The organism is Pseudomonas sp. NFXW11 (genome assembly GCF_049887815.1).
Classification (GTDB): Bacteria; Pseudomonadota; Gammaproteobacteria; order Pseudomonadales; family Pseudomonadaceae; genus Aquipseudomonas.
In genome coordinates this window covers 188,972-206,759 of record NZ_JAGEKI010000008.1, presented here as the reverse complement: position 1 = coordinate 206,759, position 17,788 = coordinate 188,972, and the positions used below count along the sequence as shown (strand labels likewise).

Sequence of the window (17,788 nt, the reverse complement as noted above, 5' to 3'; positions counted from 1 at the left end):
CTCAATTCTCCAGTGGTAGCGGTTCTTGGACCGGCGGCTGACTGCCGGCCAGGGGCAGGCGCAGGGTGAAGCAGGTGCCCTGGCCACGGGCCGATTGCACCTCCATCTGGCCCTTGTGATTGTTGGTGATGATGAAGTACGAGACCGACAGCCCGAGCCCGGTGCCCTGGCCGATTTCCTTGGTGGTGAAGAAGGGCTCGAAGGTGCGTTTACGCACGCTCTCGCTCATGCCGATGCCGTTGTCTTCCACCTGGATTTCCGCCCAAGGCGGGTTCAGTCGGGTGCGCAGGATGATGCGTCCCGGTTCGCTGTCGTCGTCACGTTGATGGATCGCCTGGGCGGCGTTTTTCAGCAGGTTGAGCAGCACTTGCTCCAGCTCGTTGGCGGTGCCGGGCACGGGGCCCAGGTTCGGGTCGAACTGACGGATGATCGCCTGGCCCTTGAAGTCGAAGCCGATGGCCAGGTCGAAGTCGTTGCTGGCGATTTCCACTGCCTGGTCGATCAGCGCCGGCAGGTCGCAAGGCGCCATCTGCCGGTTGCTGCGGCGGCTGAAGCTGAGCATGTGGGTAACGATCTTCGCCGCTCGGCCCCCGGCTTGGGCGATGCCATCGAGCAGTTGCGGCACTTCGCGGCTTTCCAGGTAGCGGTTGACGGTCTCGAGTTCGACGCCGATCTGCTGCGCCTGTTCGAGGTTTTTCGGCAGTTCGGGGGACAGCCGGCGGCGGATGTTCTGTACGTTGTGCAGGATCGCCCCCAGCGGGTTGTTGATCTCGTGGGCCATGCCTGCCGCGAGGCCGCCGACCGAGAGCATCTTTTCCGATTGCACCATCATTTCTTCCAGTGACAGGCGCTGGGTGATGTCGTCGATACGGATCACCACCCCGCGCCCGGCGCCGCCCATCAAGGGGTAGAAGGTCAGGGCGTAGTGCCGGGCTTCCTCGTCCTTGAACCAGGTGACCCGCTCGACCTTGGTCACCGTATGCTGCTCGACGGTTTCCTTGAGTTGCGGGAGGAAGGGTTTGAGCGGTTCGAAGGCGAGGAATATCGGCTGGTTCAGGGCTTCGTCCAGGCGGGTGCCGGACAGGGCGCTGGCTTCCTGGTTCCACTGGGTGACATAGAGCTGTTCGTCCAAGGCGATCAGTGCCGAGGGCATGGAGTCGATGATGCTGTTGAGGTAGTTCTGGAAACCGGTGAGCTTCTTCTCGATCTTGCTTCGCACCTGGACTTCCAGTTCCAGCTTGCGGTTGGTGTGGCGGGTTTCCTCCGCCAGGCCCTGGGCCTGATCGTAGGCCGCCTGGGAATCGTCGCGGGCGCGCTTGAGCTGCTGCTCCCGGGCTTCGATGCGCGACAGCATGGTGTTGAAGGCTTCCGCCAGGCTGCCAATTTCATCGTGGTTGCCCCGGGCAGCACGCAGCGCATAGTTCTCTTCGCGGGTGACCTGGCGCGACAGCTCTTCGAGCTGGTGGATAGGCCGGGTGATCAGGCGCTTGATCTGCCGGGCGATGATCAGCCACAGCAGCACGCTGAAAATCAGGATTCCCAGGCTGGCGGTGAGGGTGCCGGTATAGAAGGCCATCGGCAGTTCGCTGGTAGCCACCAGCAGCAGGTGGCCCGGTGCCTGACCCGGGCGCGGCAGGGTGATCACCTGGTTGCTGCGAAATTCGGTGAGTTGCCAGCCTTCGATATGCCGATAGCGTTCCGGCAACTTCAGGTGTTCGCCGTGTTGCAGCTGGGCCAGGCGCTCGCCCTTGCCGTCGTACAGCGCGGCAGCCCGCAGCGGTGTATAGCTGTCGAGCTCGTTGAGCAGTTTCTCCGCGTCCTCTGGCGAATTCAGCGCCTGTATTGCGAGGGTTGGATTGGACACCAGCCGGCCGATGGTCTGCAGGGCCTGGGGCGCCATGCTTTCTTGGGAGATCCAGTAGGCGGCGCTGATAAAGGTCAGGTTGGCGACCAGCAATACGGTGGTCAGCAGGACAAGCAGGGCAGCCAGGAGCTTTTGGCCCACTGGCAGGTTTTCAAGGCGCTGGCGCAATGGCATTGGCGATATCGCTGGAGATGAGCAAGTGGGCAGCGTAGCCGCTGCTCAGTCGCTGGGCAATCCGCGCCGTTGCAGTTGCTGCACCAGGCGTTGTTGCAACTGCTGCAGGTGCGGCAATGGTAACTGGTGGCGGGCCGCAGCCTGGCAGGCATAGCCCAGCAGGTAGCTGATTTCGGTGCGGCGATGGCTGGCCACGTCCTGATGCATCGAGGAGTAGTTGGCGGCGGTGGCCTGGATCACCCGTTCCACTTCCTGCTGCAGGTTGTCTGCCGCGGCGGGTTGTCCGCAGCGGTGCAGCAGTTCGCTGAGCTCGGCACACAGGGTGGCGACTTCGCAATGATGCTGTTGCAGGCCGCCGTTGCGGCAGTCGTGCAACACGGTCAGGGGGTTGATCGCACAGTTGAGCGCCAGCTTGCGCCACAGGCGAGTGAGGATCTGGGTGCTCCATTCATGGGGGATGCCGCTGGCGCTCAAGTCGTCGAGCCAGATGGGCGGGGTGGGGTGGGCGCTATCCCCCAGCCAGGTATAGCCATGGCCGGCGAAGACCACACGCCAATCGCCGTCACGGAACGCCCCCTCGGTACTGGAGGCTGCGATGCAGCGCGCCTGGGGCACCCTGGCGGCTACCGCGTCCTGGCTGCCGAGGCCATTCTGCAGCAGGATCAGTTCCGCTCCTGGGGCCAGGCGCTGGGCGATGCTGGCCACCGCGGCCTCGGCGTCGTAGGCCTTGCACGCCAGCAGCAGGCGTTTGATGGGGGTGGCGTTGTCGGCGGTTTCTCCGGGAATCGCCAGCAGGCTGCTGTGCCCCTGTTCCACCAGGGTCAGCCCGCCAGCCGCCTGGTAGGCCTGCAAGCGCGTCTGATCACGCAGGATCAGGCGCACCGGCAAGCCGGCGCGAGCCAGGCGGGTTGCCCACAGGGTGCCGAGGCTACCGGCGCCGAGTACATGCCAAGTGCTGGACATCAGGTTTGCGCTCTGTTTGGCGGGCCCGGGTCGGGCGCGCGGTGAAGGAGGGAAAAGACCCGTTATAATGAGCGCGGATTTTAACCGCAAGCCGGGCGTGTTCGATGTTCTGAGCAGCGCCCCTTTTTATTTGGAGAGATTACATGCCGTCGTTTGACGTGGTATCCGAACTGGACAAGCACGAAGTCACCAACGCCGTGGAAAACGCCGTCAAGGAACTGGACCGCCGCTATGACCTGAAGGGCAAGGGCAGCTTCGAGTTCAAGGACAAGGACCTGACCGTCAACCTGACCGCCGAGGCCGAGTTCCAGCTGGAAGCGATGATCGAGATCCTCAAGCTGGCGCTGGTCAAGCGCAAGATCGACGTGCAGTGCCTGGAGGTCAAGGACGCCTTTGCCTCGGGCAAGGTGATGAAGCAGGAAGCGGTGCTCAAGGAAGGCATCGACAAGGAGCTAGCGAAGAAGATCGTCGGCCATATCAAGGATGCCAAGCTGAAAGTGCAGGCCGCCATTCAGGGCGAGCAGGTGCGGGTTACCGGCAAGAAGCGCGACGACCTGCAAGAGGCTATCGCCGCCTTGCGTGCCAAAGAGTTCGGCATGCCGTTGCAGTTCAACAACTTCCGCGACTGACCCCTGTTTCCGGGAACCTCTAGGGCTTTTTGGCGTCCGAGGCCGGAGCAGTGGCAGAAACGATTGAGCTTCCCCTGGAGCCGGTCGTTCTGCCGGTCAGTCATGTACGCCGCAATTTCCTGGAACTGGAGAGATAGATGGATTTGAACGCTGAAGTAGACAACCTGGTCCGAGTTTCCCAGGCCTGGATTCCGATGATCATGGAGTACGGCAGCCGGGTGCTGCTAGCGGTGCTTACTCTGGCCATCGGCTGGTGGCTGATCAACAAGCTGACCCACAAGGTGGGCAAGCTGCTGGCGTTGCGCAATGCCGACCAGGCACTGCAGGGCTTTATCAGCAGCCTGGCCAATATCATTCTCAAGGTGCTGCTGATTGTCAGTGTGGCGTCGATGATCGGCGTTGAAACCACCTCGTTCGTCGCGGCGATCGGCGCTGCCGGCCTGGCCATTGGCCTGGCCTTGCAAGGCAGTCTGGCGAACTTCGCCGGTGGCGTGTTGATCCTGCTGTTCCGGCCGTTTCGCATTGGCGACTTCATTGAAGCCCAAGGCATCAGCGGCACCGTGGACAGCATCCAGATCTTCCACACCGTGCTGCGCACTGGCGACAACAAGACGGTGATAGTGCCCAACGGCAACCTGTCCAACGGCATCATCACCAACTACAACCGTCAGCCAACGCGGCGAGTGGTATTCGATGTGGGCGTGGATTACGACGCCGACCTGCAGAAGGCTCGCGAGGTGCTGCTGGAGTTGGCCAAGGATCCGCGAGTGCTGGCCGACCCGGCGCCGGTAGCAGTGGTTTCGACCCTGGGCGACAGCGCTATTACCTTGTCGCTACGGGTTTGGGTCAAGACCGCGGACTACTGGGACGTGATGTTCCAGTTCAACGAGCAGTCGCGTGATCGCCTGAAGGCGGCGGGAATCGATATTCCCTTTCCGCAGCGGGTGATTCGAGTGGTTCAGGAAGCCACTGTTTAACTGGGTGCTTGCATAACTTGGCCGTTCGGTCAGTTAATACTGTTGAAGACAAGGGGCTATAGGCCCCTTGTTTGTTTTCGGTAACAGGCGTCGATAACTATCAAGTTCTAATCGGTATTGCGTGGAAGTAACTAGCATGGATAGCTTGTTTAGTTAGCTTGCTATTTGATTTGTGGTTTCGCCGCGGCATGTTTAGCGGGAATAAAAAAACCGCCGACCTGATCCAGGGCGGCGGTTTCTATTTAAGTTGCGCGTTAGCGCAATCAGCTAGCTGAGCGCTGAAATTACAAGATGCTCAGCGGGTACTCCACGATCAGACGCAGGTCGTTCAGGTTGTCGTAGTTGGTCGCGCGGTAGTCGGCGTTGCTGCCACGGTAGATAGCATTGCGCAGGCGGAAGGACAGGTCTTTAGCTGGACCTTCTTGCAGCACGTACTTGGCTTCCAGGTCCCACTCGTGTTCCTTGCCATCGCTGGAATCGGCAACAGTGACGTTGGTGCCGCGAATGTAGCGAGTCATGAAGCTCAGGCCAGGAACGCCGAAGGAGGCCATGTTCAGGTCGTAGCGAGCCTGCCAGGATTTTTCATCTTCGCCAACGAAGTCGGAGATCTGCACCGAGTTGGCTACGTAGATAGTGCCGTTACCGTCAACACCGTACTTGTAGCCGGTTTTACCACTGGATTGCTGGTACGCCACGGTGAACTTGTGGGCGTCGATGCTGTAAGCGGTTGCCAGACTCCATACACGGTTGTCCAGATCGCCTGCCAGTTTCTTCCCGTCGTCCTTGCTGCGGTAGCCGTTGAAGTCGACGTTCAGCGACTGGTTGCTGGCAATAGGGAAGGTGTAGTTCAGGTTGATGTATTGCTTCTTGAAGTAGTCATCGACCTTGGACGCTGCCACGCCACCAACGAAGTTGTCGGTGAACTGGTAGGTGGCGCCGGCGAAGTCGGCGGCAGTCAGGCCCGGGTTTTTCAGGCCGTTGCTACGACCGTTGATGCTGTCGTTGTACTGGCCGGTTTGCGAACGCAGGGCGGTGAAGTGACCAGCGTTCAGTTCCAGGCCCTTGATCTCTTTGCTGGTGATCAGGGTGCCGGTAGCGACTTCAGGCAGCAGGCGACTGTCGTCGGTAGTGAATACCGGGCTGGCAACCATTTGGTTGCCGTACTTCAGTACGGTATCGGAGATACGGAACTTGACTGCGCCACCTACAGCGGACGAGTCTTTTTCTGGTTCGCCACGGCTGTTGTTGGCTGCCAGACCGTTGCCAGAACGGCCAGCGCCACCGTCCAGCTTGACCACACCCATGGCGAAAGCGTCAACGCCTACACCTACGGTGCCTTGAGTGAAGCCAGAGCTGTACTGCAACAGTTCACTCAGGCCGGTGTCTTGGCGATAGCCGCTTTTGTAAGTGCCGTCGGCGCGTTCATGGTTACCTACACCGCTCTTGTAATCACGGTTCATGTACTCAAGACGGGTTTTCGCGGTCAGGGTGCTATCTTCGATAAAGCCCTTTGCATCGTCCTGGGAGGACGCGATTGCGAACTGCGAGGTGCCTGCTGATACAGCCAGGGCGATCATGCTCCACTTCATCACGCGCATCGTGATTTGCTCCTTTGGTTTTTAGAAGAGTACTGCCGTCCCACCTGTTTTATTATCTGGGCGGCTCTTTCTTTTTGTGTCGGCGCAAACTTATATCACGCTGACAATGTTGGCGATACTTGCCGATCTATCCTTTCAGCTTCTTTACGACCCTGTCGCAAATTGATTGATCAGTGTCGTAATTCTGCAGCCGATCTGTGTCCAGTTGGACAACTAAATCCGTGCTCTTCGAAGGCAATAATGAAGGTAACGAGCTCCCCCACTAACACCGTCTGCGAAGCACTTCGGGGCAACCCTGCCACTATTATTATGAGTCTGTAAGGTCACGTTTCCCGTGACCCCTAGCAGACGATGTAGGCGAGAATGCAACAAGCGTGCACAAACTGCTTCTGCACACTGATTTTTCTTCAATGGACCAAAGGGTCCTGTAAAAACCGCATAAAACCGCCGTTTCAAGAGTCGTTTTGTTTGGCTTGACTCCAGGGTTTCGATGGTGCAGGGCTGTGCATTAAGTTGCACAGTCGAGCAAAACGTTACCGGTTCACACTGCGAAGTGAGTAAACGGCGGATGCTTGAGTTGATCAGCGTAGACCGCCTTTGCGGTTTTGCTGCAAAACTTTTGCAACGCTGTACGAGGTTCATGCCGTCAGGTGCGGGTGGGGTTTCGAGTGCCAGGCGTGCCTGGGGGTATTTCTCGAAACTGGAATAGCTTGTGTGCGCAAATGGTGCGCCGTGCTGGAGAATGTCCTGCGATAGGGCGTGTCGGTTGCATCGCGATCGGCTCCTTGCCGGTTCCGGGTGAGAGCGCCACCCGGGTTCTGGCGCATTGCCCATGAAGCGCTGGGCATTCGCAGGTATGCTGCACATCTGTCGCTTGGTGACTGTCAGTGATACTGAACACCAGGCTGGAATCAGTTGAGCGGGAGTAAGCGCGGTGTTCACGTTAGATTCACGGTTGCAACAAGACACATTGCCCATTGGGGATTTCCCCCTCTGTCGGCTGCTGCTGTCCAACGACGCCAACTATCCCTGGTTCATCCTGGTGCCGCGTCGTGAAGATATCAGCGAGTTGTTTCAACTGGATGTCACCGACCAGGCGCAGCTATGGCAGGAAACCACCGCTCTGGCCGAGTTGCTCAAGGACTCCTTTGATGCCGACAAACTGAATGTGGCAACCCTGGGCAACGTGGTCAGCCAGTTGCACATGCACGTGATCGTCCGCAAGCGTGACGATGCCGCCTGGCCGGCGCCGGTCTGGGGCAAGCATCCGGCCAAGCCCTACAGTGCGGAGCAGGTTGCGGCTATCCGTGATCGTCTGCGGGTGGTGCTGACCGATGATTTCCAGTTTCTGGAGGGCTGATTCATGAGTCTGGAAGATCGCGTAACCGACCTGGAAAGCCGCCTGGCGTTTCAGGATGACACCATCCAGGCCCTGAACGATGAGCTGGTGGCACAACAGAAGGTGCTCGAGCGCCTGCAGTTGCAGATGGCGGCCCTGCTCAAGCGCCAGGAGGAAATGGTCGGGCAGTTCGGGTCCTTTGAGGATGAGGCACCCCCTCCGCATTATTAAGTGTCAGCACAGGTTGTACACGCATAAAAAAACCGCGCCTTGGCGCGGTTTTTTTTCAAGCTGTCGATCAGCGGCGTGGCAGGGCGGCGATCACGTCTTCGGCTTGCAGGCCCTTGTCGCGATTCATCACCGAGAACTCCACCCGCTGGCCCTCGACCAGGACGCGATGGCCTTCTCCGCGAATGGCGCGAAAGTGCACGAAGATGTCATCGCCGGAATCCCGGGAAATGAAACCGAAACCCTTGGAAGTGTTGAACCACTTCACGGTACCGGTATCGCGATTGCTCATGTCGTAGGTGGGGGCGGCAGAAGCGGTGGGCGAGGACTTATAGAAGCTGACGGCCAGGTGCAGGGCCACGGCGAGCACGGCAGTCAGCAAGCTGACCAGCACCGCCGGCTGGCCACCAATCACTGGCATGGGGGCCAGCAGGGTCAGGGTTTGCAGGACGACAACCAGCACCAGCAGGGCGCAGGCCAGGTTTTGCAGGTGTTGGCGCGAGCCTTTGTTCCAGTGCGGGATAACTGGAGCCAGGATCAGGTTGAGCAGGCCGAACAAGGCCAGGTAGATGGCATCGGGTTGTTGCAGGTAGGGAATTGCGTCGGATTTCAGGCTCGGCATCAAGGACAGCAGCAAGGCTGCAATGCCTGTCAGCAGGTGGACGATTTTCAACATTTTGAGTAACTCACGTTAAGAAGGAAGCACAAGGAAGAGCTGATCACGCACGGTTCGCTTCTGAATAAATAGGTGAGGCGGCAGGTACGTACGCGGTGTCAGCCTATGCTGCGCTGGCCGAGAAATAGGCAACAGCGACACGGGGTCTATTTAACAGCAAAGCCCAGGCCTTCTCAAATCAGCCGCGCAGAGCCCGAGGGCGGCTGAAATATCGGCTCTCGAGTGGCGCTTCGGAGCATCGGGCAAAGGCTCGTTCTAGACGGGTAGCCTTGGGCTTTTCGGGGAACGCCGGTATTTCCCCGGGGTCAGACCGGGTTCGAGCCTTGTGCTCAAGATCACCGCCCAGGACACGGGACAATCTACCGCAGGCAGATCGAAGGCCCTGGGCGGCAGCTGTGGACAGCTCTTGCTAGAGTGGTGCGGCAGCTGATTGGATGAATCCATCCCGTTAACGGAGAGAAACATGGCAATTGATATAGGTATCAGCGAAGAAGACCGTAAATCCATAGTCGACGGCCTGTCCCGCCTGCTTTCGGACACCTACGTGTTGTACCTGAAGACCCATAACTTCCATTGGAACGTCACCGGCCCGCAATTTCGCACCCTGCACCTGATGTTCGAAGAGCAGTACAACGAGCTGGCCCTGGCCGTCGACCTGATTGCCGAGCGCATTCGCGCCCTGGGCTTCCCGGCGCCGGGTGCCTATTCCGTCTATGCCCGGCTGTCCTCGATCAAGGAGGAGGAGGGCGTGCCAGCGGCTGAAGAGATGATCAAGCAACTGGTCGCCGGCCAGGAAGCGGTCACCCGTACCGCCCGTGGCATCTTCCCGTTGCTGGACAAGGTCAGCGACGAGCCCACGGCCGATCTGCTGACCCAGCGCATGCAGGTGCATGAAAAAACCGCCTGGATGCTGCGCTCGCTGCTGGAACACCGATAAGTCTGCAACCGCGAATGGCGCCCTGGGCGCCATTCGCGGCTTTTGATCAGGTCCGCTATCTATATGGTCATTCGGCTGCACAGGGCCGATTTAATGGATATAATCCCGCTCTTTGCTACGTAGCCCCGGCTTTGGCGTGGGCTCTGGCTGTAGTTCAAGCAGTAATCTGGATTGCCGAGACGCCCCCATGCCCATGTACGATTACCAATGCGCTTCCTGTGGCCATCAGTTGGAAGCCATTCAAAAGATCAGCGCAGCGCCGCTGGTCGACTGTCCAGCCTGCCAGGCGCCCGAGCTGAAAAAGTTGCTGTCCATGCCCGGTTTTCGCCTGAGCGGTAACGGCTGGTATGAAACCGACTTCAAGACCGGCTCCAAGAAGAACCTGGCCGGTGGCGACAAAGCTGACTAAGTTGAAGCACACGCGCGAGCTCTTGCACTCTCCGGCACCCTGAAAGGTGCGCAAGGCCTCCATCGAATTTCGAATTACGAGAAGTGAAACCACTACCATGATGCGCAGCCATTATTGCGGCCAACTGAACGAAAGCCTGGAAGGTCAGGAAGTCACCCTTTGCGGATGGGTTCACCGTCGCCGTGACCACGGCGGGGTGATTTTCCTCGATATCCGTGATCGTGAAGGTCTGGCCCAGGTGGTGTTCGACCCGGACCGCGCTGAAACCTTCGCCGCCGCCGACCGCGTGCGCAGCGAATACGTCGTCAAGATCACCGGCAAGGTGCGTCTGCGCCCGGCCGGTGCCGGCAACGCCAACATGGCGTCTGGCATGATCGAAATCCTCGGCTACGAGCTGGAAGTGCTGAACGAAGCGGAAACCCCGCCGTTCCCGCTCAACGAATACTCCGACGTCGGCGAAGAGACCCGCCTGCGCTATCGCTTTATCGACCTGCGCCGTCCGGAAATGGCCGAGAAGCTGCGCCTGCGTTCGCGCATGACCACCAGCATCCGTCGCTACCTGGACGAGAACGGTTTCCTCGACGTGGAAACCCCGATCCTGACTCGCGCCACCCCTGAAGGTGCCCGTGACTACCTGGTGCCGAGCCGCACCCACGCCGGCAGCTTCTTCGCCCTGCCGCAATCGCCACAGCTGTTCAAGCAGCTGCTGATGGTGGCCGGCTTCGATCGCTACTACCAGATTGCCAAGTGCTTCCGCGACGAAGATCTGCGTGCCGACCGTCAGCCTGAGTTCACTCAGATCGACATCGAGACCAGCTTCCTCGACGAAAAAGACATCATGGGCCTGACCGAAGGCATGATCCGCAACCTGTTCAAGGAAGTGCTGGATCTGGAATTCGGCGAGTTCCCGCACATGACCTTCGAAGAAGCCATGCGCCGCTACGGTTCCGACAAGCCCGACCTGCGCAACCCGCTGGAACTGGTGGACGTTGCCGACCAGCTCAAGGAAGTGGACTTCAAGGTGTTCAGCGGCCCGGCCAATGATCCCAAGTGCCGTATCGCCGCCTTGCGCGTTCCGGGCGGGGCGAGCATGCCGCGCAAGCAGATCGACGACTACACCAAGTTCGTCGGCATCTACGGTGCCAAGGGCCTGGCCTACATCAAGGTCAACGAGCGCGCAAAGGGTGTCGAGGGCCTGCAGTCGCCGATCGTCAAGAACATTCCTGAAGCCAACCTCAATGTGATCCTCGATCGCGTTGGCGCGGTCGATGGCGACATCGTGTTCTTCGGTGCCGACAAGGCCAAGATCGTCAGCGAAGCCCTGGGCGCGCTGCGGATCAAGCTGGGTCACGACCTGAACCTGCTGACCTGCGAATGGGCACCGATGTGGGTGGTCGACTTCCCGATGTTCGAAGAGAACGACGACGGCAGCTTCACCGCCTTGCACCACCCGTTCACCGCGCCCAAATGCTCGCCTGAAGAGCTGGAAGCCAACCCGGCCACCGCTCTGTCTCGCGCCTACGACATGGTTCTGAACGGCACCGAGCTGGGTGGCGGTTCGATCCGTATCCACCGCAAGGAAATGCAGCAAGCGGTATTCCGTCTGCTGGGCATCGCCGAAGAAGAGCAGGAAGAGAAGTTCGGCTTCCTGTTGGACGCCCTCAAGTACGGCGCGCCGCCCCACGGTGGCCTGGCCTTCGGCCTGGACCGCCTGGTGATGCTGATGACCGGCGCCCAGTCGATCCGCGAAGTGATCGCCTTCCCGAAAACCCAGAGCGCGGCCTGTGTCATGACTCAGGCACCGGGTCTGGTGGATGCCAAGGCGCTGCGCGAGCTGCATATCCGCCTGCGCGAACAGCCAAAGGCTGAATAAGCCGGCCCGACAAGGCGCACCTTCGGGTGCGCTTTTTCTATGGGTCGAGTTTTGTTGTCCGTCCGCCGCGGGGCGTGCGCGGGCACTGTTGCAAAGAGAATCTGGAGCACGTTATGGCAGGTCATTCCAAGTGGGCGAACATCAAGCACCGCAAAGAGCGTCAGGATGCCAAGAGAGGCAAGATCTTCACCAAGTGGATTCGTGAGCTGACCGTCGCCGCCCGTCAGGGTGGTGGCGATCCCAACTCCAACCCACGGTTGCGCCTGGCCCTGGACAAGGCCCTGGGCGCCAACATGAGCCGCGACATCATCGACCGCGCCATCGCTCGCGGCACCGGCGCTGCGGGCAGCGACGATGTGGTCGAGCTGACCTATGAAGGCTACGGCCCGAATGGCGTGGCAGTGATGGTCGAATGCATGACCGACAATCGCAACCGCACTGCGGCAGCTGTTCGCCATGCCTTCAGCAAGTGCGGCGGCAACCTGGGCACCGACGGTTCGGTGGCCTACCTGTTTGAGCGCAAGGGGCAGATCACCTTTGCCGAGGGCGTTGACGAAGACGCGTTGATGGAAGCGGCGATGGAAGCCGATGCTGACGACGTGGTCAGCAACGAGGACGGTTCGGTGGATGTGTTCACCTCGTTCGCCGGTTTCTACGGGGTGCGTAACGCCTTGGAGGCTGCTGGTTTCAAGGCGGCCGACGCGGAAATCGTCATGCTGCCCACCACCAGTGCCGAGCTGGACCTGGAAGGCGCCGAGAAGGTTCTCAAGCTGATCGATATGCTGGAAGACCTGGACGACGTGCAGAACGTCTATTCCAACGCCGACATCCCTGAATCGGTGGCTGCACAGCTGGGCTGATTCATCTGCACTAACCTTGAAGCCGGATGGGCAACGCCGTGATCATTGAGTGGCGGGGCGCTTCCGGCTTCTGCCTTTGTGCCCCTGACCGGTGCACAGGGACTTTCAATTCAAGCAGCAGGCGTTATGACTCTTATTCTTGGCATCGACCCCGGTTCGCGGATTACCGGTTATGGCGTGGTTCGCGACACTGGGCGTGGCTGTGTGTATGTGGCCTCCGGCTGCATCCGTACCGGCGCCGGCGAGTTGCCTGAGCGGCTGCAGATCGTCTATCGCGGGGTGCGCGAGGTGATCCAGACCTACGGTCCGGTGACCATGGGCATCGAAAAGGTGTTTATGGCGCGCAACGCCGATTCGGCCCTCAAGCTTGGCCAGGCGCGGGGCGCGGCGATAGTCGCAGGCGCCGAGGAGAGCCTGGAGATTGCCGAGTACACCGCGACCCAGGTCAAGCAGGCGGTGGCCGGCACCGGTGGCGCCAACAAGGAACAGGTACAGATGATGGTCATGCACCTGCTCAAGCTCACCAGCAAGCCGCAGATCGATGCCTCGGATGCCCTGGCCATTGCCATATGCCATGCCCATACCCGTTCCAGCCTGGTGCCCCATGGTCTGGGAACGGCACGCAGTCGTGGCGGTCGCCTGCGTCTCTGATAGCATCAGCGCATTCATTTCAGGAGCGAGGCGTGGCGCGCGGATTCAAGCGTTGCCCATGCTCGCTCAGTGAGTCGCCAGCCCCGTGCTGGCCATCGCTTAAGGATTCGAAACGTGATTGGACGCTTGCGCGGCACACTGGCTGAAAAACAGCCGCCGCACCTGATTCTGGATGTCAACGGGCTGGGTTATGAGGTGGAAGTGCCCATGACCACCCTGTATCGCCTGCCGTCGGTCGGCGAACCCCTGACCTTGCACACCCATTTGGTGGTGCGCGAGGACGCGCAGTTACTCTACGGTTTTGCCAGCAAGCGTGAGCGAGACTTTTTCCGGGAGTTGATTCGTCTCAATGGGGTGGGTCCAAAACTGGCCCTGGCCTTGATGTCCAGCCTGGAAGTGGATGAACTGGTGCGCTGCGTGCAGGCCCAGGAAACCTCGGCCCTGACCCGGGTGCCCGGGGTGGGCAAGAAAACCGCCGAGCGCTTGCTGGTGGAACTCAAGGACCGCTTCAAGGCCTGGGAAACGGTGCCCGCCATGTTCGCCCTGGTGCCCAACCAGCCGGACGCACCGGCGCCGGTGGCCAGTGCCGAGTCGGATGCGGTCAGCGCGCTGATTTCCCTGGGCTACAAGCCCCAGGAAGCGAGCAAGGCCGTGTCCGCGATCAAAGACAAAGGCTTGAGCAGTGAAGACATGATCCGCCGAGCCCTGAAGGGAATGATTTAAGTGATTGAAGCTGATCGTCTGATCGCCGCCACGGGCCCCCGTGAGCGCGAGGAAGTCCAGGACCGGGCAATACGCCCAGTCAGCCTCGCCGACTATATCGGCCAGCCCAGCGTGCGCGAGCAGATGGAGCTGTTCATCCAGGCCGCGCGCGGGCGCAACGAATCCCTGGATCACACCCTGATCTTCGGCCCGCCGGGGCTGGGCAAGACCACCCTGGCCAATATCATCGCCGAGGAAATGGGGGTTTCGATCAAGAGCACCTCCGGACCGGTGCTGGAGCGTCCCGGAGACCTGGCTGCGCTGCTGACCAATCTTGAACCCCATGACGTGCTGTTCATCGACGAAATCCACCGGCTGTCGCCGATCGTCGAAGAGGTGCTGTACCCGGCCATGGAGGACTTCCAGCTCGACATCATGATCGGTGAAGGGCCGGCGGCGCGCTCGATCAAGCTGGATCTGCCGCCCTTCACCCTGGTGGGCGCCACCACCCGTGCCGGGATGCTGACCAACCCGTTGCGTGATCGCTTCGGCATCGTCCAGCGCCTGGAGTTCTACAGCACCCAGGACCTGGCCACCATCGTCGGCCGTTCCGCGGGGATTCTCGGTTTGCCGCTGGACCCGGAAGGCGCCTTCGAAGTGGCCCGGCGTGCCCGCGGCACCCCGCGGATTGCCAACCGCTTGTTGCGCCGGGTGCGGGATTTCGCCGAGGTGCGGGCCAAGGGGCATATCACCAAGCCGATCGCCGACCTGGCACTGAATCTGCTGGACGTCGATGAGCGTGGCTTCGATCACCAGGACCGGCGTCTATTGCTGACCATGATCGAGAAGTTCGACGGTGGGCCGGTGGGGGTCGACAGTCTGGCCGCGGCCATCAGCGAGGAGCGTCATACCATCGAGGATGTGCTGGAGCCTTATCTGATCCAGCAGGGCTATATCATGCGTACCCCGCGGGGTCGGGTGGTGACCCGGCATGCCTATCTGCACTTTGGTCTAAACATCCCGTCACGATTGGGGGACATGCCCGTGGTAGACGAGTTTCTCGATGCCGTGGACGATTAATCAGAGGCTTTTGCGCGATTTATTCGGGGTTTGTGCTGTCCTAGGGGCTGGCATGACGAAAACTTCACGAAAAGTCGTACAAGAATGAAAAAACAGTTGCCTGGCCGGATTGGCAACCTGAGGAGTAAGCACTAGAGTATGCGCGCGCAAAACGGGCTTGAGCCGTTCGCACATCGTTGTCGCGTTTATTACGAGGACACCGACGCCGGCGGCATCGTGTATTACGTCAATTACCTTAAGTTTATGGAGCGGGCTCGAACCGAGCGGCTACGACACCTGGGCTTTGCCCAATCGCAGCTGGCAGGGGAGAACCTGTTGTTTGTCGTGCATTCCAGCGAAGCGCGCTACCACGCGCCGGCGCGACTGGACGACGAGCTACTGGTCAGTGCCCAAGTTACCGAATTGAACCGAGTCAGCCTGCGCTTCACTCAGCAGGTCAGGCGAGCTGCGGATCATGCGTTGCTCTGTGAGGGGCAGTTCCTGGTGGCCTGTGTGCGCGCCGACAATTTCAAACCCCGCGCCATTCCAGACGCTCTGCGTACGGCCTTTGTCGACGAGAGCAGCGCGGGTACACACTCAGAGCAGGAGATAAAGCGTGGAAGCTAACGTCGTCGACCATTCCTCCATGTGGAGCCTGGTCAGCAATGCCAGCGTTGTAGTGCAGTTGGTAATGCTGACCCTGGTAGCCGCATCGGTGACTTCATGGATCATGATCTTTCAGCGCAGCAACCTGCTGCGCGCCGGTCGACGTGCCCTGGAGAGCTTCGAGGAGCGCTTCTGGTCCGGTATCGACCTGTCCAAGCTGTACCGCCAGGCGGGCAGCAACCCTGATCCGGATTCCGGCGTCGAGCAGATCTTCCGTGCCGGCTTCAAGGAGTTCTCCCGTCTGCGCCAGCAACCGGGGGTTGATCCTGAGGCGGTTATGGAGGGTGTAGCCCGGGCCATGCGCGTGGCCATTTCCCGCGAGGAAGAGAAGCTCGAGCAAAGCCTGCCGTTCCTCGCCACCGTGGGTTCGGTCAGCCCGTACATCGGCCTGTTCGGTACCGTGTGGGGCATCATGAACTCCTTCCGCGGGTTGGCTTCCGCCCAGCAAGCGACCCTGGCCACCGTGGCCCCGGGTATCGCCGAGGCCCTGATCGCTACCGCCATCGGCCTGTTCGCGGCGATTCCCGCCGTTATCGCCTACAACCGTTTCTCGGCCCGTGGCGAAACCCTGATCAGCCGTTACTACACCTTCGCCGACGAGTTCCAGGCGATCCTGCACCGCAAAGTGCACACCAGCGAAGAGTGAGCAGGTAGACCCCATGGCCCGAGTTCGCCACAAACGCAAGCCGGTCGCCGAGATGAACGTGGTGCCCTACATCGACGTGATGTTGGTACTGCTGGTCATCTTTATGGTCACCGCGCCGATGCTCAACCAGGGTGTCAAAGTCGACCTGCCCAAGGTTTCCAGCGAAGCCTTGCCCCAGGACAACAACACCCAGGTGCTGACCATCTCGATCAAGGCTGACAAGACCTACTACTGGAACCTTGGCAGTGAAGTCGACACCGAGAAGCAACAGGACAGGGCGATGACCCTGCCGCAAATGACCGACGCGGTGACCAAGATCATCCGTGCCGGCAATGAAGGCGGCAAGCGCACCCAGGTGTTTATCCGTGGTGACAAGTCCGTCGACTACGGCGCCGTGATGGGTGCCATGGGCGGCCTGCAGAAAGCCGGCGTCGGCAACGTTGGCCTGATTACCGAGGCGCCCTGATGCACCAACAGCGAGAGCCGTCCGCCTCGGAAAGCTACTTCTGGCCTAGTGTCTGGGCGATTGCCCTGCACGTGCTGGTGTTTGGCATGCTGTTCGTCAGCTTTGCCATGACCCCGGAACTGCCGCCGGCGCAACCGATCGTCCAGGCGACCCTGTACCAGCTCAAGTCCAAGAGCCCGGCGACCACCCAGACCAATCACAAGATTGCCGGTGAGGCGAAGAAGTCGGCTGCGCGCCAGACCGAAGCCGAGCAGCTGGAGCAGAAGAAGGTCGAGCAGGAAGAGATCAAGGCTGCGGAACAAAAGAAAGAAGAGGCTGCTCAAAAAGCCGATGAGGCGAAAAAGGCCGAAGAGGCCAAGAAAGCCGATGACGCCAAGAAAGCCGCCGAAGCGAAAAAGGTCGAAGAAGCGAAAAAGGCCGAAGAGAAACAATTGGCTGATATAGCCAAGAAGAAGTCCGAAGAGGAAGCCAAGAAGGCCGCTGAAGAAGAGGCCAAGAAAAAGGCTGCCGAAGAGGCGAAGAAGAAGATCGTCGAGGACGCCAAGAAGAAAGCCGCGGAAGACGCCAAGAAGAAGGCCGAGGCCGAAGAGGCGAAGAAGAAAGTCGCCGAGGACGCCAAGAAGAAAGCGGCTGCCGATGCGGCGAAGAAGAAGGCTCAGGACGCGGCGCGCAAATCGGCCGAGGAGAAAAAGGCCCAGGCCCTGGCGGACTTGCTGTCCGACAAGCCGGAGCGCGAGGCCACCAAGTCGGATGAAGTGGGTGACAGTGTTGCCGGCAGCTTCGATGACCTGATTCGTATCCGTGCGGCAGAAGGCTGGACTCGTCCGCCATCGGCGCGCAAGGGCATGACGGTGGAACTGCGGATCGGCATGTTGCCTGATGGCACGGTGACTACGGTCAGCGTGATCAAGTCCAGTGGTGACGGCCAGTTCGACGCTTCGGCGGTGGCGGCAGTCAAGAACATTGGGCGTTTGACAGAAATGCAGGGGCTGAGTCCGAAGGATTTCGCACCCTATCGTTCATTCAAGATGACATTCACACCTGAGGATCTAGCCTTGTGAGAAACCTTCT

The 17,788-nt window shown here is 60.2% G+C and carries 19 protein-coding genes; 15 read left to right on the top strand and 4 right to left on the bottom strand.

The window, feature by feature from the left end; translation table 11 throughout:
* Position 1: 1 nt before the first annotated feature.
* A complete protein-coding gene (locus J4P02_RS14930) occupies positions 2-2,038 on the bottom strand; it encodes a sensor histidine kinase (protein ID WP_426191491.1) in 2,037 nt (678 codons plus the stop codon).
* Positions 2,039-2,083: 45 nt separating this feature from the next.
* On the bottom strand, positions 2,084-3,001 hold the full coding sequence (locus tag J4P02_RS14925) for a putative 2-dehydropantoate 2-reductase (RefSeq protein ID WP_426191489.1): 918 nt from the start codon (positions 2,999-3,001) through the stop codon (positions 2,084-2,086).
* 143 nt (positions 3,002-3,144) lie between these two features.
* Here J4P02_RS14925 and J4P02_RS14920 point away from each other — a divergent pair, with 143 nt between their 5' ends.
* Together J4P02_RS14920 and J4P02_RS14915 are read left to right on the top strand one after the other, a co-directional pair.
* Positions 3,145-3,630 carry a YajQ family cyclic di-GMP-binding protein gene (locus J4P02_RS14920; protein WP_426191487.1) on the top strand — a complete coding sequence of 162 codons (486 nt, stop codon included), beginning with the start codon at positions 3,145-3,147 and terminating at the stop codon, positions 3,628-3,630.
* A gap of 137 nt (positions 3,631-3,767) precedes the next feature.
* Complete coding sequence (locus J4P02_RS14915) at positions 3,768-4,607, top strand: mechanosensitive ion channel family protein (RefSeq protein ID WP_426191485.1); 840 nt, start codon at positions 3,768-3,770, stop codon at positions 4,605-4,607.
* Positions 4,608-4,891: 284 nt separating this feature from the next.
* Here J4P02_RS14915 and J4P02_RS14910 read toward each other — a convergent pair whose 3' ends face one another.
* Positions 4,892-6,205 carry an OprD family porin gene (locus J4P02_RS14910; RefSeq protein ID WP_426191483.1) on the bottom strand — a complete coding sequence of 438 codons (1,314 nt, stop codon included), beginning with the start codon at positions 6,203-6,205 and terminating at the stop codon, positions 4,892-4,894.
* Between the two features lie 934 nt (positions 6,206-7,139).
* Between J4P02_RS14910 and J4P02_RS14905 the strand changes: the two genes are divergently transcribed.
* Positions 7,140-7,565, top strand: coding sequence for an HIT domain-containing protein (locus J4P02_RS14905; protein WP_426191481.1), 426 nt, complete (start codon positions 7,140-7,142; stop codon positions 7,563-7,565).
* A 3-nt stretch (positions 7,566-7,568) separates the two neighbouring features.
* A complete protein-coding gene (locus tag J4P02_RS14900) occupies positions 7,569-7,775 on the top strand; it encodes a SlyX family protein (RefSeq protein ID WP_426191479.1) in 207 nt (68 codons plus the stop codon).
* A gap of 67 nt (positions 7,776-7,842) precedes the next feature.
* Here the strand turns inward: J4P02_RS14900 and J4P02_RS14895 are convergent, their stop codons facing one another.
* A complete protein-coding gene (locus J4P02_RS14895) occupies positions 7,843-8,448 on the bottom strand; it encodes a cold shock domain-containing protein membrane protein (protein ID WP_426191477.1) in 606 nt (201 codons plus the stop codon).
* A gap of 463 nt (positions 8,449-8,911) precedes the next feature.
* On the opposite strand from J4P02_RS14895, the gene J4P02_RS14890 reads away from it, so the two are divergent.
* The 11 genes from J4P02_RS14890 to tolA all read left to right on the top strand — a co-directional run bounded on the left by J4P02_RS14890 (position 8,912) and on the right by tolA (position 17,778).
* Complete coding sequence (locus J4P02_RS14890; protein WP_426191475.1) at positions 8,912-9,385, top strand: Dps family protein; 474 nt, start codon at positions 8,912-8,914, stop codon at positions 9,383-9,385.
* A gap of 187 nt (positions 9,386-9,572) precedes the next feature.
* On the top strand, positions 9,573-9,794 hold the full coding sequence (locus J4P02_RS14885) for an FmdB family zinc ribbon protein (protein WP_426191473.1): 222 nt from the start codon (positions 9,573-9,575) through the stop codon (positions 9,792-9,794).
* Between the two features lie 97 nt (positions 9,795-9,891).
* Positions 9,892-11,667 carry an aspartate--tRNA ligase gene (aspS, locus tag J4P02_RS14880; protein WP_426191471.1) on the top strand — a complete coding sequence of 592 codons (1,776 nt, stop codon included), beginning with the start codon at positions 9,892-9,894 and terminating at the stop codon, positions 11,665-11,667.
* Positions 11,668-11,780: 113 nt separating this feature from the next.
* Positions 11,781-12,527: a YebC/PmpR family DNA-binding transcriptional regulator gene (locus J4P02_RS14875; protein WP_426191469.1), complete on the top strand. Its 747-nt coding sequence runs from the start codon at positions 11,781-11,783 to the stop codon at positions 12,525-12,527.
* 126 nt (positions 12,528-12,653) lie between these two features.
* Positions 12,654-13,178 carry a crossover junction endodeoxyribonuclease RuvC gene (ruvC, locus tag J4P02_RS14870; RefSeq protein ID WP_426191467.1) on the top strand — a complete coding sequence of 175 codons (525 nt, stop codon included), beginning with the start codon at positions 12,654-12,656 and terminating at the stop codon, positions 13,176-13,178.
* Between the two features lie 114 nt (positions 13,179-13,292).
* Positions 13,293-13,901 carry a Holliday junction branch migration protein RuvA gene (ruvA, locus tag J4P02_RS14865; RefSeq protein ID WP_426191465.1) on the top strand — a complete coding sequence of 203 codons (609 nt, stop codon included), beginning with the start codon at positions 13,293-13,295 and terminating at the stop codon, positions 13,899-13,901.
* Complete coding sequence (gene ruvB, locus J4P02_RS14860) at positions 13,902-14,960, top strand: Holliday junction branch migration DNA helicase RuvB (RefSeq protein WP_426191463.1); 1,059 nt, start codon at positions 13,902-13,904, stop codon at positions 14,958-14,960. It abuts the gene before it with no gap.
* Positions 14,961-15,098: 138 nt separating this feature from the next.
* Entirely contained in the window at positions 15,099-15,566 is a 468-nt protein-coding gene (ybgC, locus tag J4P02_RS14855) for a tol-pal system-associated acyl-CoA thioesterase (protein ID WP_426191461.1), read from the top strand.
* Positions 15,556-16,251: a protein TolQ gene (tolQ, locus tag J4P02_RS14850; protein ID WP_426191460.1), complete on the top strand. Its 696-nt coding sequence runs from the start codon at positions 15,556-15,558 to the stop codon at positions 16,249-16,251. Before ybgC ends, tolQ begins: the two co-directional genes overlap by 11 nt.
* Positions 16,252-16,264: 13 nt before the next feature.
* Positions 16,265-16,717: a protein TolR gene (tolR, locus tag J4P02_RS14845; protein ID WP_426191459.1), complete on the top strand. Its 453-nt coding sequence runs from the start codon at positions 16,265-16,267 to the stop codon at positions 16,715-16,717.
* The gene (gene tolA, locus J4P02_RS14840) at positions 16,717-17,778 is read left to right on the top strand and encodes a cell envelope integrity protein TolA (protein WP_426191457.1); all 1,062 of its coding nucleotides are present in this window, start codon (positions 16,717-16,719) and stop codon (positions 17,776-17,778) included. Before tolR ends, tolA begins: the two co-directional genes overlap by 1 nt.
* The last annotated feature ends 10 nt before the right edge of the window (positions 17,779-17,788 follow it).